The sequence below is a fragment of the Parabacteroides sp. Y3-G-102 genome (assembly GCF_023656845.1).
GTDB lineage: Bacteria > Bacteroidota > Bacteroidia > Bacteroidales > Tannerellaceae > Parabacteroides > Parabacteroides distasonis.
This window is the reverse complement of record NZ_JAMOKU010000035.1, coordinates 12315-27703: the sequence shown is the minus strand read 5'-3', so window position 1 is coordinate 27703 and position 15389 is coordinate 12315. Positions and strand designations below refer to the sequence as shown.

Annotated in this window: 9 protein-coding genes; 1 reads left to right on the top strand and 8 read right to left on the bottom strand. The window is 45.3% G+C overall.

All coding sequences use genetic code 11. The features are described from left to right. Positions 1-3: 3 nt before the first annotated feature. The 8 genes from NBH16_RS16510 to NBH16_RS16475 all read right to left on the bottom strand — a co-directional run bounded on the left by NBH16_RS16510 (position 4) and on the right by NBH16_RS16475 (position 13449). On the bottom strand, positions 4-2421 hold the full coding sequence (locus NBH16_RS16510; RefSeq protein WP_250788884.1) for a prolyl oligopeptidase family serine peptidase: 2418 nt from the start codon (positions 2419-2421) through the stop codon (positions 4-6). Positions 2422-2508: 87 nt separating this feature from the next. Further along, positions 2509-4029, bottom strand: coding sequence for a RagB/SusD family nutrient uptake outer membrane protein (locus NBH16_RS16505; RefSeq protein ID WP_048927167.1), 1521 nt, complete (start codon positions 4027-4029; stop codon positions 2509-2511). Positions 4030-4059: 30 nt separating this feature from the next. Beyond that, positions 4060-7275, bottom strand: a complete 3216-nt coding sequence (locus NBH16_RS16500) for a SusC/RagA family TonB-linked outer membrane protein (RefSeq protein WP_121960642.1) — start codon at positions 7273-7275, stop codon at positions 4060-4062. Between the two features lie 417 nt (positions 7276-7692). Beyond that, positions 7693-9051 (bottom strand): TolC family protein, encoded by a 1359-nt coding sequence (locus tag NBH16_RS16495; protein WP_122382470.1) that lies wholly within the window; start codon positions 9049-9051, stop codon positions 7693-7695. Between the two features lie 12 nt (positions 9052-9063). Beyond that, a complete protein-coding gene (locus NBH16_RS16490; protein WP_005867627.1) occupies positions 9064-10185 on the bottom strand; it encodes an efflux RND transporter periplasmic adaptor subunit in 1122 nt (373 codons plus the stop codon). Positions 10186-10218: 33 nt separating this feature from the next. Further along, the gene (locus NBH16_RS16485; RefSeq protein WP_008772754.1) at positions 10219-11478 is read right to left on the bottom strand and encodes an ABC transporter permease; all 1260 of its coding nucleotides are present in this window, start codon (positions 11476-11478) and stop codon (positions 10219-10221) included. 20 nt (positions 11479-11498) lie between these two features. Continuing rightward, positions 11499-12773 carry an ABC transporter permease gene (locus NBH16_RS16480; RefSeq protein ID WP_005867632.1) on the bottom strand — a complete coding sequence of 425 codons (1275 nt, stop codon included), beginning with the start codon at positions 12771-12773 and terminating at the stop codon, positions 11499-11501. Beyond that, the gene (locus NBH16_RS16475; protein WP_005867634.1) at positions 12766-13449 is read right to left on the bottom strand and encodes an ABC transporter ATP-binding protein; all 684 of its coding nucleotides are present in this window, start codon (positions 13447-13449) and stop codon (positions 12766-12768) included. The genes NBH16_RS16480 and NBH16_RS16475 overlap by 8 nt, the downstream gene beginning before the upstream one ends. A 431-nt stretch (positions 13450-13880) precedes the next feature. On the opposite strand from NBH16_RS16475, the gene purT reads away from it, so the two are divergent. Further along, positions 13881-15062, top strand: a complete 1182-nt coding sequence (gene purT / locus NBH16_RS16470; protein ID WP_250788883.1) for a formate-dependent phosphoribosylglycinamide formyltransferase — start codon at positions 13881-13883, stop codon at positions 15060-15062. The last annotated feature ends 327 nt before the right edge of the window (positions 15063-15389 follow it).

Sequence of the window (15389 nt, the reverse complement as noted above, 5' to 3'; positions counted from 1 at the left end):
TACTTACTTTTTTGCGTTCTTGACGTAACGATCCAGCCATAGGTCACATTCATACAATAGATGTAATATGTTCTCTTTGGCGGCGTAGCCATGACTCTCATAGGGCAATACGACATAACGTGCGATCGCCCCGTGGCCTTTTAGGGCACTGAACAGGCGCTCGGATTGGATCGGAAAGGTTCCGGAGTTGTTATCCATCTCACCATGTATGATTAATAAAGCTCCATGTAGTTTATCGGCAGACATGAATGGCGACATGGCATTATATATTTCCGGTACTTCCCAATAAGTACGGGTCTCTGTTTGGAAGCCGAACGGGGTAAGCGTACGGTTGTAAGCCCCGCTACGTGCGATGCCGGCTTTGAACAGTTTGGTATGTGTTAATAGATTCGCTGTCATGAAAGCTCCATAGGAATGTCCTCCTACGGCTACACGATTCGGATCACCTACACCCATCTCGGAAATAACTTTTACGGCCGCCTCGGCGTTCATTGTCAATTGCTCAATGAAATCATCGTTCGGCTCCGCTCCCTCACTGGTACTAACGATCGGCATCTCGACATTTTCCATTATACAGAATCCACGTAAAACCCAATAGACGGGAGAACCATAGTTGATATTCGTAAACATGTATTGAGAACCTCGTACCTGAGAAGCCTCGGCCTTGCTTTTATATTCTCTCGGATAGGCCCACATTAAGACAGGTAATGGACCGTCCTTCGCTTTATCATATCCGGCAGGGAGGTATACGGTCGCTGTTAGATCCAAACCATCCGCACGTTTATACTTGATCTTTTGTTTGCTAACGTTTGCCATGGCCGGATATGGATTGGCGAAATGAGTCAATTGAGCGAATTTTTTCTTTTTCAAGTCACGAGAGCAGAGATTCGCTGGTTCTGTAATGGATTGACGTGAAGTGATCAATTGAAGCTTTTCCGGATTCGCTACCTTTAGGATGGTCTCATAATATCCGTCCTCGCAGCGCCAAAGTTCCGTGTTCTTTTTTGTTTTCAAATTGTAACGGCTAAGGTAAGGCATATCCCCTTTAGGAGAGGCACCTTGGGCAAGCATCAATAACTCATTGTGGGCTTTATTGGTATAAACGATATATTTGCCATACGCATTTTTAACCGTAAGTGGATTTCCCGGATTGTTGTAATTATCGTCGGTGGATACATCGAATAATAGAACCGGAGACTCAGAAGAGCAAGGCTTAAAAGTAAATGTCCTGTTTTTTCGAGTCTCCCGGGAAGTCTCGATCAATAAAGCGAAAGCATCGTCATTCCACAGGATGTTGCGGAAACGTTTCTCTGTCTTTGCGACTTCCTGTTTCTCGCTGTTGAACGGATAGCTTATTTGGTAGATAATATCCATGAAATCGGTCTTGTTTTGCTTAGGATCTCCTTTATCTTGCGCTTCCGCCCAGTAAACGGTAGCCGGTTGATCCGATCTCCATCCGAATTGACGGGGATAAGGCGAGGTCGTGTCATATCCCATCGGAATATTGACGGTTGGATTATCCGCTAACGTATAAATGGAATTGCCTTGTAAGTCTATGACCTCGAACTTTTGTGGGAAGTTATATACCGGTACTTGATAGGAATACGGACGATGAACTGTCGCGATAAGTAACAAAGATTTATCCGGGGATAATGAAAGCGTACTGCCGTAGATTGCCGGTTTTCCGATCTCGTACACAATGCCCTCTTTTATACGTACCAATTGGGAGGTGAAATAATAGTCGAATAATTGCTCGTCGTATGGATTTTTCAGCAAGTCTTGATAGGTACGAGCGGGCATCACCTTTCCAGTACTTTCTTGAATGATGGGACCGGATGGAACTGTGGGTTTCTTTGGTGCCTTACCCCTGTTTCCCGGAACCATAAGCGTAATAAACTCATTGTCGCTAATCCATAAGATCTCCGCTCCACTTGTCGCGTTGATTTTACGGGTACTTACTTTCTGCGCTATGGGCTGTTCCGGGGTACAGATATAAAGGTATACGCCATCCGCTTCTTCCACGAATAGAGCTACCTTATTGGATGAAGGAGAGAATGAGGCTTCTGTGATTACTGCGTTGTCAGGAATTCCTTCTATCTTGATTTCTTCTTGAGTAGCGATGTTCATTAAACTGGCACCCGTATATTCGGCTTGCCGGCTCGTATTGAATGTTTCGGGACTGATACGCATTCCCGCTAATTTAAGCTCCGGTTGCGCAAGCTTGGCGATAGACCGGTACGGGGAACGCTCTAACTGGAGTGCCCACTGATTGTTATCACTAATTCGGATGATAGGAGAAAGCTTGGCCAAGGCCACTTCCTCGATAACTGCAGGAGGACGTTGATAATGTGTTTCTTGCGCTATTCCAGGACATATAAGCGCTAAAGAGAGCAGAGCTGAAAATAAATGATTTGTTTTCATAAATAGTGATATAAGAAATCCCCAAAGATAACCTGTTAAAGTATACTTTGGGGATTGTGATTAATGTAAGTTAACGTAAAAAGAGTGTTAATAGTTCTTTTCGATCAAGTCGTTGAAATCTGTTTCCTTTTTTGGAATCTCGAAGATCCAGCCATCAGCATTCGGATCCTTGTGCAAGAAGCCACAGAAAGTAGCGTCAAAATTAGAACCGGTTCTATCCAATGGCAAACCTAGACGTTTCAAGTCGAACCAACGGAAACCTTCGCCCCAAAGTTCGATACGGCGATGTGTCATGATCTCATCCGCTAGTTTTGCGCCTGTGTTACCCAAATCCTTGTACTCTGGATCACGTTCTTTCAACAAGGCTTGCAAATATTCCTTTGCTTTTGCGTCTTGATTGGAACGAGCGAAAGCCTCGGCTGCTGTCAAGTACATTTCGCTGATACGCATGAAGGCAAAATCACCTACAGCATCAGCTGTAGAGCGTGCCGTGAACTTGCGGTTCTGATAAACACGCTGGTTGTAAGAAGTTGCGGGTACTTCTGCCTTTCCTGTCGGATCCCACCATTGACGGCGAAGATCGGTTGGCGACATTAAGTCGTAAGTACTTTGGCTGATACATTTGATACCTGTGCGGATAGAGCTGGAGTTGAAGTTCCAAGACATATACGCATAGAAAGAGTAGAAATAAACTGTTTGGTCATTCTGCGTCATAGCGGCATACATAGCCTCTTTCGTAGCGGAAGTGATATTAGCGAAACCATTCATCAATTCAGACTGAGACATGATCTTACAGCCATCTTTCTCTGCTTCATTGATAGAATTCACTGCGGCCGTAGCTGCGTCTGCGTATTTCTGTTGAGTCAGAAGAGCACGTGCTTTCAATCCGTAAACCGATGCTAGGCTATAATGATTCTTATCATTTGGCTCATAGTCTGCCAATAAGTTCAACGCTTCGTCTAAGTCCCCGTGAATCTTCGTGTACACCTCTTCTACCGTATTACGTGCCATAGGCTCGATTTCCGGACTCGTACGATAAGGAACTCCCGGTTGAGAGTTGTCCTGTCCGTTACGATATGGTTTCGCATAATATTGTACTAGATTGAAATGACTCCATGCACGAATTGCCAAACACTCGCCCTTGATATGGTTCGCAAGCGCTTTTTCGCTATCTGTGAGTTTTGACTCATCGCTAAAGTTATCATTCAACGCTTTCAAGATGTTGTTTGCATTCAAAATGAACTTATAATAAGTTTCCCACTCACCGGAGTTGTACGAACTTGTTGCGTTCGTTGGATAACTCCAGTTTAAGAAACCTTGATGCCAAGTCTGCGTGTCCCATGTCAAATCATCAGCCAACGCTTCTCGACCGATGATGAAACCGGGCTCACCTCCCAAACCTTGGTTGCCTAAGTCTTGAGATACCATCTTACGATGAATACCGTTCAGTGCAAGATAAAGATTGTCGAGCGAAGTGGATACTGTCGTGAATGAAACGTTCTCGGTTGGGATTGTATCCATATAATCGCTGGAACAGCTTGTGCCGACCAGAGAGCCACTTAGAAGCAGTCCTGCTGCGATGTGTTTGAATAATTGTATATTTTTCATATCTTTTCCTTTGTTTGATGTATTATGAATTTAGAACGATACATTTAAACCGATCGTAAAGTTCTTAGCCGGCATATATTCATTGTAAGATACTCCGGCATAGTTAGCTTGCGGATTCAGACCTTGACGGGCTTTCAACATGAATAAGTTCTCTGCGCTGACATTGACGCGTGCACTCTTGATGTTGATAACGTTTAGGATAGACTTAGGCAAGTTGTAAGCCAAAGTTACAGTACGCAAGTTCAAGTAATTTGCGTTTGTCAACCAACGTGTAGAATAGGATTGTCCGATGCTAGTCGCATGACCTGAGTTATTGTCCAAACGAGGTACATCTGTGATCTGGCCCGGAGTTGTCCATGCGTTATGTAGATCCGGTGACACCGCATAACCGAACTCACCTACATCCATCAATCCTCTATAACTCGAGTCAAGCACCTTACCTCCTAATGAATAAGAGAATACGGTAGAAAGGTCGAATGCCTTATAGCTCAAATTGATATTGAAACCACCATATACTTTCGGAACGGCAGAACCACTGAAATCATATTTCGCATAGCTATAAGAGTTTGTCAATACTTGACCATCTTTCTCTACAAGTGTCTTTTTTACCGCATCTTTAATATTACCATTCGCATCGGTGTTGTTTTCGGCATCAAAGATATACAATCCATCTCCGTTATCAGGATTAACACCCCACCATTGACGTAACCAGAACTCATAGATTGAATGTCCCTCCATCAATTTCTTAGAGTCTTTGATGATACCATCTTTCCGGTTGGCATCAGGCAGACGAGTCACCTTATTATTGATGAATGTAGCGTTTGCGCCGACTGATAATTTCCAATCTTTTGATTTTAATACTTGGTAGTTTAAGTCGATTTCCACACCTTGGTTACGAACTTTACCAATGTTTTGTACGATCTTTTCGACACCACTGGATAACGGCTGGCTAACATTGAATAACAAGTCTCTGGAGGCCTTACGGAAGAACTCGACCGTACCATTTAAGCGACCGAACAATCCGAATTCTAAAGCGACGTCGGTAGAAACCTGTGTCTCCCATTTCAAATTATTGTTTGCCATAGTCGGGAAGTAGAGACCTGCTTCCGAACCGTTGTTGATACCCAAATTATACAAGGTTTGATAAGGATAGTAATCCTGTTGTGTGTCATCATCTGTATAATAGATGGCATCGTTTCCGGTTTCACCGTAGGATGCTCTCAGTTTCAAATTGTCCACCCAAGTCAAGTTTTCCATGAAATCTTCTTGGCTGATACGCCAAGATGCTCCGAATGACCAGAAGTTACCCCAACGGTTATCCTTGCTAAAGCGAGAGGAACCGTCACGACGATACGAGGCTGTTACATAATATTTATCATCGAAATCATAGTTCAAACGAGCGAAGTATCCTTCTTTCTTATATTCGCGTGTGTAAGACTCCATTGAGCTTACGTTTACGAAGTTACCATACTCGTATGTTCCGGAAACGATCTCGTTGGTCTTCATTCCATAGTTATGTTGGAAGCGGTAGCTATAGTTCTCATGGCCTAACAAAGCTTCGATGTTATGTTTACCAAAAGTCTTTGTGTAATTGATCAATTGGTTGAAAGTCTGGGTCAAGTAGTTTCTATTTCGGATGTTCAAACGTCCCGGTCCTGCGGTTCCGTCACCTACCTCTGGGTTCTCATATACTCTACGGCGTTCATCCTTATTGTCAAATGCGTAGTTCACTGTTAAGTTCAATCCTTCGATCGGAGTGATCGTTACATAAGTACGGGCACTAGAGTTTGTGGTAGACATCAAGCGATCGTTCCACAGGGCCTCAGCGATACCGTCGCGTCCATTGCTGGAGATACGGGCTCCTTCATAATCATAGGTATATAAAGCCGGATCAGTAACTACGTTTCCTTCTTTATCCAAATAAGCCCCTGTCTCAATATCATGCTTATGTACCGGATAGATCGGTGCCATAGAACGAATGAAACGAGATAAGTTACCATAACCAGCGGAGTTGCTAGAAGTAGAAGTAGAATAATTGGAATTTGTGCGACTTAAACCTAAATTCAATCCACTCTTGAACCATTTCACTGGATAGATATTATAGTTCAAGCGTGCGTTGTAACGCTCAAAGTCTGTCTTAATCATATATCCCTTATCATTCAGATAGCCTATGGAAGCATATGTGTCGCTCTTTTCTGTTTTTGTATTGTAGCTTACATTATATTCTTGGCGATGTCCGGTACGGTAAGCGGCATCTTCCCAATCAAGGTCCTCACCCCATTTTAAAGCCGAGGCTGATGGATTCAATAAACCGTCTGTGCCCACGATTGCGTCATTGGCGATTCCTACGAAAGGATTATATTTTAATTTGTTGATAATATCTTTAGAAGCATTAGCGGCAGCGTCGGCAGCACTTTGTCCGAGTGACATATTTGCGTTTCTCAACATTTGCCATTGCAAAGGATAATAATCGTATACACCTACTTTTGCGTAATCGTTATAAGCTCTGCTAGACCAACCTTGTGAGATACTCAAGGTAACACCTGCGCCACTGCTGGTAGAACCTTTCTTGGTCGTGATCAAAACCACACCGTTACCTGCGCTAGATCCATACAAAGATGTAGAAGCGGCATCTTTTAAAATTGTCATTGATTCGATATCAGATGGGCTGATAGAAGAGATATCACCACTGAAGATGGCGCCATCCACTACATATAAAGGAGCATTATCCGCGTTTACAGAACCAAAACCACGGATCGTTACCTTAGCAGCTTCTCCCGGTTGTCCGATAGAGGAAGTCATTTGTACTCCGGAAGTGTTTCCTTCTAATGCGGAGAGGGCGTTACTCAATGGACGTTTGTCCATCAAAGCGGCACCCACCGTGGATGCGGAACCTGTAAAAGAACTTTTCTTTGCGGTACCATAAGCTACGACAACAACTTCATCTATAGCTTGAGAATCTGAAGAAAGAACAATTCTCATGTTTTGCTGAGCTGTAGTTTCTTGAGTCCGTAAACCTACATAAGAAATAATTAGCTTAGCATCTTTCTGAGTTTCTAACTCAAATTTACCATCTAAATCGGTAATGGTTCCAATAGTGGTTCCTTTTACTACGATGGATGCACCTATAACAGGCTCCCCATCATCTTCATTAATCACTACACCGGTCACCTTCATTTGCTGGGCGACCATACACTGCACTCCCAGAAAGAATGAGAGTAGTACAAGCGTTAATTTGTGCTTCATAGAATGAATTTGTTTGTTAATTAGACACACATTATTTTTTCGAGAGACCATAGTCTGCACAGAACTACAGTTAAAATACTTATCAAAAAAATGTACATACCAAGACTCTAGAAATTCACAGCCGCAAATATACTAATTTTTATTATAAAAAAGCAAACTGTTATAAAACATTCTAAAACTAATATAATATTGATTGATATTGCCAAATTCAATTTAGTTGTACTGGGGATCTTGTTGCATTATGATAGCTGGCAGGAGGGTTTTTGGTCTTAGCTATCTATCTGTTAATTATGCTTTTAAACATAGTTCTGTGCAGACTAAATGCATTAATGAATGCTGAAAGGGAAGATGTCCATAAAGACCATCTTCCCTTAAACTTTGTGTGTATAATGAAAAAAATGAAGTATTAATTAACGTTTATAAACGGATAGGGTTGCCATTATAGAAATCTAGAATCTTCGTACGGAAGATAAAATCATATTTGGCCTGTGCCTGTTCCGCTAGACTTTGCGCGTATTTTGTTTTAGCCTCATTAAATTCAAAGACAGTGCTTTTACCTGCGTTGTAACGCTCTTGGGCATAATTGAACGCTTCCTTGCTCGCCGTGACGGATTTGTCGGAAGCCGTATATTTCTCTTGGGAAGCCGTTGCGTTGTAGTACGCTTGCTGGATTTCCTTGTATAACGTTTTCTTTGTATTTTCCATCAGCAATTCCCGGTTGATAATGTTGATCCTTGCGGTACGAACGCTATTGCGTACTTGGAAGCGGTTGAAAAGTGGAATGCTCAATGAGAATCCGACGATCTTTTGCCCATTCTGCTTAAACTGCTCGCTAAAGGAACGAGTATCGGCAAATTCACCTCCGGAAGTAGAATGATAATATCCATTGCTGTAACTAGCCCCGAAATTTAACTTGGGGTAATAGCCCGCTTGCGCGACACGCAACATTTTCTTTTGGCTCTCTAGCAAATACTGTTGTTCCTTGATCTGAGGCTTGAACGTAACCGCATGGTCGTAAATGTTTTCCGGAGGTAGGATACTGCTCATATTATCAGCCACCGCATCTTCAATTACAGGAGTCTGTATATCGAAATTCCGGTCGCTTCGCTCTAGTTCCAGACTTTGCGCCAGATCCAGTAAAGCGAGGTTCACATTGTTTTGCGATTCGGTAAGCGTGACCTCATCTTTCGCTAATTGGGCCTTGATATCATACAGTTGGGAAAGAGGCACCTTTCCGGCGTTCACCATGGCCTCCGTTTTATTCACCTGCTCCTTGTCCAGTTCCACTTGCAGTCGCGCTATTTTCAGCAGCTCTTTATTATAAAGTACTTGCAGGTAGTAGGAAGCTATATTGATGGATAGGTCTTCTCTCGCCTTATTCAAGTTCTCGATAGACGCTTTTAGATCAAGTTTGCGGGCGGCGATATCGTTCGGTATTTTTAACCCGTCAAATAAAGGCATGTCCAGATTGATCCCCAATGTGGAGTTGGCGGCGTTCTGGTCCACGATCACCCCGGATTTAGACGTGGAGCGTCCGAACTGGAAGCTCTGTCCAAGACTGCCATTTAGGGCCGGGAGCCAACTGTATTTGCTGGTATGTAAGTCTACCTTTCGGCTTTCCTGTTCCTGCTCCTTTTGCTTTAAGTCGATATTATGCTCGATGGCATATTGGATGCACTCCTCCAGACTCCATTGCTTCACCGCATCCTGAGCGAAAATATAGTTTCCGGACAGGAGGGAAGCGATTGCCAGTATATATAAGTTTCTTCTCATCATACAATCTTTCTTTTATTTCTTATTCGGGTCAATAGCTGCGCCCCGGACTTTATCGGTTGCGGCCAGTCCTTCTTGAATCTCGATCTTGATACCGTCGGACAGACCTACCTTTACAGGATGCTTCTCGAAGACTTGCTCCGGTTGCTCTTGTTTAACTAACTGAACGAATGCGGAATCCCCTTGGAACTCGACCGTACTTTCCGGGATCGTAAGCACGTCTTCCGCACGTTTTAGCACGATCTCGGCGTTGGCGCTATATCCCGCACGGATGAAAGCATCTTCGGGGATCGTTACGGCCGCCTTGATCTCAAATTGAATAGCTCCATTCTTGTCTACTCCCTTGGGCGATACATATTCCAGCAAAGCGTCGAATGAACGGCTTTCCATGGCGCCGACGGTCAATTTGATCGGCATTCCCTCGTGGATGCGTCCGATCTCGGTCTCGTCTACGTTTCCTTTGAAGATCATGTCGTTCATATTGGCTACGGTAGCGATCGTCGTGCCATCATTGAAATTATTCGCTTGGATAACCGAGTTACCTACTTTAACGGGAATGTCCAAGATCATACCGGTAATGGTACTACGGATTTGGGTCGTACTGGCCACGCTGGAGTTCTTGGCTATACCGTCGCGGATGATCTCCAAGGCACTTTGCGCGTTATCCTTTTCCTCCACGGCTTTCAGGTAGTTCGCTTTGGAAAGATCGAAATCTTCTTGGGCGATAACACCTTGCTTAAATAATTGCGTATCCCGCTTATAAGTCTCTTCCACTTGCTTTAAAGAGATATTGGCAAGGTTCACGCGCGATTCGGCGCTGTTGAGCTGTACCATCTCGGGGATTACCTTGATAATGGCGATAATCTCTCCCGCTTGGACCATCTGCCCCGCTTCTTTCTTCAGCTCGGAGATGATACCGGAAATCTGCGGCTTGATCTCCACCTCGAAACGAGGCTCTACGTTTCCGGTAGCGACCGTCTTGGTTTCCACATCCCCTTTTTCAGGGGTTACGATCTCATAAACGGTGATGACCGGTTGCGCTTTCTTCCATAAGAAATAGAATGTACCGATTACCGCTGCTCCCACAAGTACTAATAAGATGATACGCAGGATCTTTTTTACAATGCGATTCTTCATGATTATATAGTTTTATTAATTGACAATTGTTGTTTATTCTTCTCGTATGGCATCTATCGCCTTGATCTGCATAGCTCGCCATGCGGGGATCAGCCCGGCCAGCAGACCGCTGAATAATAAGATCACCGTGGCCGCTACTGCGATCTGGATGCTTACCTCCGGATGCTCCATCATGGTTCCGTTGGAAGCCGGCTGGGCACTCATGATCTTATCTACAAGATCGAGCAGGAATACCCCGGCGCTTAACCCCAACAAACCCGCTAAGGCCGTAAGTAGCAGACTCTCGCTCATGATCTGCGAGATGATGTTCCAAGGTTTCGCTCCCAAGGCCCTGCGTACGCCGATTTCCCGGGTACGCTCCTTGACCGTTACCATCATGATATTACTTACACCGATAATACCCGCCAATAACGTACCCATACCCACGAGCCAGATCAAGATATCGATACCGATAAATAGCATATTGAAGGTCTCGAACTGAGCCGCCAAGTTGATCACCGTCACGGCCTGCGGATCGGTAGGAGAGATCTGGTTCTGGCTCTTTACGATATCCTTGATCTGCGTGATCACCGGATCGATCTTATAGCCGGGTTTGGCGCTCACGCACAAGAAGTGAATGATATCCCCTTGGTTCAGCGTCTGTTGCATGGTACTGAAAGGGAGGAATACGCTTTCCTCGGCCCGTCCGCCGATATTGACGCTAGAAGCCCGTTGCTTCGTGACGCCTACCACTTGGTAGTAAATCCCGTTTACCCGGATATATTTCCCGCAGGGATCACTTCCCTTGAACAATACCTCGTTCACCTTAGCGCCGATCAAGCAAACCTTACGTTTCTCGATCTCGTCGATCTCGTTTAGTAACCGTCCGTAATAAAGCTGCTGGGTCTCGATCTTGAAATAATCGGGCTGCACGCCTTTTACGTTATAAGTACCGCTTAATTGGCCGAAAACGATATTCTTGTCCGAGCGATTTCCCCAGATGATGGGGGAGACGGCCTCGATGTCCTTCACCTGTTTTCGGATGCTCTCCACGTCCCGGTTTCGCATGTCCCATTGACGCCCCTTGTTAAAGCCTTTATACGATTCGCTGGTCCGGTCGGAGAAAAAGAAGGCGGAGTTCGTGGCGAATCCGTTGATATTCGAGAACATGGCGTTCTTCATCCCGTTTCCGGCTCCCAATAGAATCACCAACATCAAGATTCCCCAGAATACGCCGAAGCAGGTCAACAAGCTGCGTGTCTTGTTTCGGGTGATCGTCACCCATATCTCTACCCATCTGTCTATGTCAAACATGGTTCTTTTCTTTTTTATGATTATTCCGTTCTCATGGCTTCGATAGCCGTGACTTTCACCGCCTTGCGTGCCGGGAAATAACCCGCCAATACACCGGCCGCGATGATCAAGACCGTAGCGGAGCTAGCTATCGCCAGATTGACGGTCGGGTTACGGAAGACCGTCGTGTCTTCTCCGATATTCCCACCGGACTGGGCTCCGGCTTGGGCCATTTCCATCGCGTGATTGATTAGCTCCGTGAGCCCGATCCCCATGATCATCCCGACATAGCCGAAGACGGCTGTTACGAGGATGGACTCGGCGATTACTAATGCCAAGATCGAGCCGGGTTTAGCTCCCAATGCCTTGCGTATGCCGAACTCCCGGGTCCGTTCCCGTACGGTGATCAGCATGATGTTGCTAACTCCCACGATTCCCGCCATCAACGTTCCGATACCGATAATCCAGATAAACAAGGTAATCCCGTTCATTATATTATTCCACATCAAGAACTCATTCGCCATGTTCCACATACCGATAGCGTTCTTGTCTGTCGGGTCGAATTGGTGGCGGCGTGCCATCCATTCCCGGAAACTTTCCTCGAAAGCCTCATTCTCCTCTTCGGTAGTCACCCCTTTCAAGGTAAACGTTAGCGATCCGAAGCCGTATCCTTTATTATATAGCAATTGGGCTACGGAGAATGGGATGTAAGCGGGAGCGTTATTGCTTTTGTCATCATCGTTGTACACGCCGACTACTTGATACATCATATTCCCGCATTTCACGTATTTACCCAGCGGCTTCTCGTCACGAAACAAGACCTCCGCCATACGGGGACTGATCACGATTACTTTTCTTCGGTCCCTCATGTCCTGCTCATTGATGAAGCGGCCGTTATGCGTCTCTACATTCACGTAATTGATCGGGGCATGATCCGGATATACGCCATTGGTTTGTCCCGTCACATATTCCTCGTTGTAAGTGATCGTGTCATTGTGGGAGATCGTAGCCGAGCAAAGATCCACCTCCTTGAAGTCTCTCTTCAAGGCGCCTAGGTCCTCTTCCTTGAAACTGATGCTGCGGTTGGATTGCATACCTTTCCAAGGCTTGGTGGTATAGCGTGTCCATACCTCGACCCGGTTGGTAGACATATTCCTGAAGTTGTACATGATGCCATTGCGCAACCCGTTTCCCGCCCCCAGTAACACGATCAACATGAAAATACCCCATGAGACCGAGAAGCCGGTCAAGAAGGTACGGAGCTTATTCTTTTTGATGGTGCTCCATATTTCCCTGAAATTATCAAAGTCAAACATGATTCTCTTCTTTTTCGATACGTTCAATCAACCCGTCCTTTACCCGGATAATCCGGTCTGTAGCCTCCGCTACGGAGGGTTCGTGGGTAACGATCACCATGGTCATCCCTTCTAGGTTTACCTTGCGTAGTAGTTCCATTACCTCCACGGTCGTTTTGCTATCCAACGCTCCGGTCGGCTCGTCGGCCAATATGACTTGGGGTTTCGCGATCAAGGCCCGGGCGATCGCTACCCGTTGCTTCTGTCCACCGGACATCTCATTCGGCATATGCTCCGCCCAATCTTTCAATCCCACCATGTCCAAGTATTCCAGTGCCATGGCATTCCTCTTTTTCCGGCTGACCCCTTGATAATAGAGTGGGAGGGCGACGTTCTCCATGGCGTTCTTGAATGAGATTAAGTTAAAAGATTGAAAAATGAAGCCGATCATTCGGTTCCGGAGCTCGGCGGCACGACTTTCGCTGAGATTCTGAATCAACTGTCCGTTTAATTGATAGGTGCCCGTGTCGTACGTATCTAATATCCCTAAGATATTCAATAAGGTTGACTTACCGGAACCGGAGGCTCCCATGATGGATACCATCTCTCCCTTCTCTATATCTAGGTCGATACCTTTCAAAACGTGCAGTGGGGCTCCATTAAAGTACGTTTTGTTTATTCCTCTCAGTTGAATCATCATATTATGTAGTTACTTTAATATATTAGACGTACAGTTTGCTAAATAAGTTACACTGTTGGTGAACACTTTTATCATTTGGTTACAAATATATGCTTTACTAAGATACCTTGTATCGCAAGGTACTTATAATTATGTAATATTAACAAAAGGTTTTGATCGAAAAGGTTTAGCTCTACCATCTATATCTATTAGCTTGTACGTGCGGTAACTTTACGTGCCGGTACTATATGTATACATCTTCTACCATCCGTTGGACGATCATGCACCAATTGGTAGACGATCATCCAACAGTTGGTGCATGATCGTCCAACAACTGATAGATAATGAATCTCTCTGCTTCTTCCACTTAATAGATAAAGAAAAAAGCCCTAGGCTATCTTTATCTAAACCCTTACCTTTGCGGCGAAATTCAAATAGCAGAAAGATTTATGGTAACAATTGGTACGCCCAAATCGGCTACGGCAACTAAAGTCGTGCTTTGTGGCTCGGGCGAATTGGGGAAAGAGTTTGTAATAGAGTTGCAGCGTTATGGCGTGGAGGTAATCGCCTTGGATAAGTATCCGGACGCTCCGGCCATGCAAGTGGCGCATCGTTCCTATGTGGTCTCCATGCTGGATGGCGATGTCTTGCGGGAGATCATCGAGAAAGAGAAACCGGATTATATCGTGCCGGAGGTGGAAGCGATCGCTACCCGTACTTTGATGGAACTGGAGGAAGAGGGATACCATGTGATTCCTACCGCCCGTGCCACTTGGCTGACGATGAACCGTGAGGGAATCCGCCGCTTGGCGGCCGAGGAGCTGGGCTTGCCTACCTCGCCGTATCGTTTCGCCGAGACCGAGGAGGAATTTAAGGAAGCGGTGAAGGTAATCGGTATGCCTTGCGTGGTGAAGCCGATCATGAGCTCGAGCGGACACGGACAGAGCGTGGTTCGTGAGGAAAAGGATATCGATCGTGCTTGGCAGTACGCCCAAGAAGGCGGACGTGCTGGAGCGGGTAAGGTGATCGTGGAAGGTTTCGTGGATTTCGACTATGAGATTACCCAGCTGACGGTTCGGCATATCGGAGGAACGTCTTACTTGGAACCCGTAGGACATGTTCAGGTGGACGGTGATTACCGGGAGTCTTGGCAACCGCAAGCCATGAGCCTTGCCGCTAAAGCGAAAGCCCGTGAGATCGCCGGTAAGATCACCGAGGCTTTAGGCGGACGTGGTATTTTCGGCGTGGAATTATTCATTAAAGGAGACGATGTCATATTCAGCGAGGTTTCCCCCCGTCCGCACGATACCGGAATGGTGACGATGATTACGCAAGATTTGTCTCAATTCGCTTTGCACGCCCGTGCGGTGCTTGGCTTGCCGATCCCTAATATCGTGTTTCATGGAGCGGGAGCTTCCCGTGCCGTCGTAGTGGAAGGGGACAGTGACCGGTTGTCTTTGGGGAATCTGGATAAGGTCTTGGAACAACCCGATACGCAGATGCGTTTCTTTGGAAAACCGGAAGTTCATGGACATCGCCGTATGGCCGTCTTGTTGGCTCGTGGTTTGGATGTGACGGAGGCAAGGGAGAAGACCGGAGTGATGATGGAGCGGTTAGATGTTAAATTGTGATGCTTCCTAGGATAAATGAACGTTTTGGTGTGTGTTGTGAATAAAATGTGAATATTTACAGACCTATTTTTCTATCAAAATAGTTTATTTTTGTCTCAAGTTTTTAAAGAGACATTTGATAATCTATAAACGCAGATTACATATGTTTGTTTCACTAAAGAGTGAAATCTGATTGCCGAAAGTTTGTACTTATTTTATGAATACAACAAATGGAAATATGGGCGTTGATTTGAAACGCTCTATTTCTATTCTCGGTGAAGATAAAAGAGTGAGCAAACAGATCAATAGCTAAGGGTGGGTAGATTTAACCAAACAGACATCCTTATC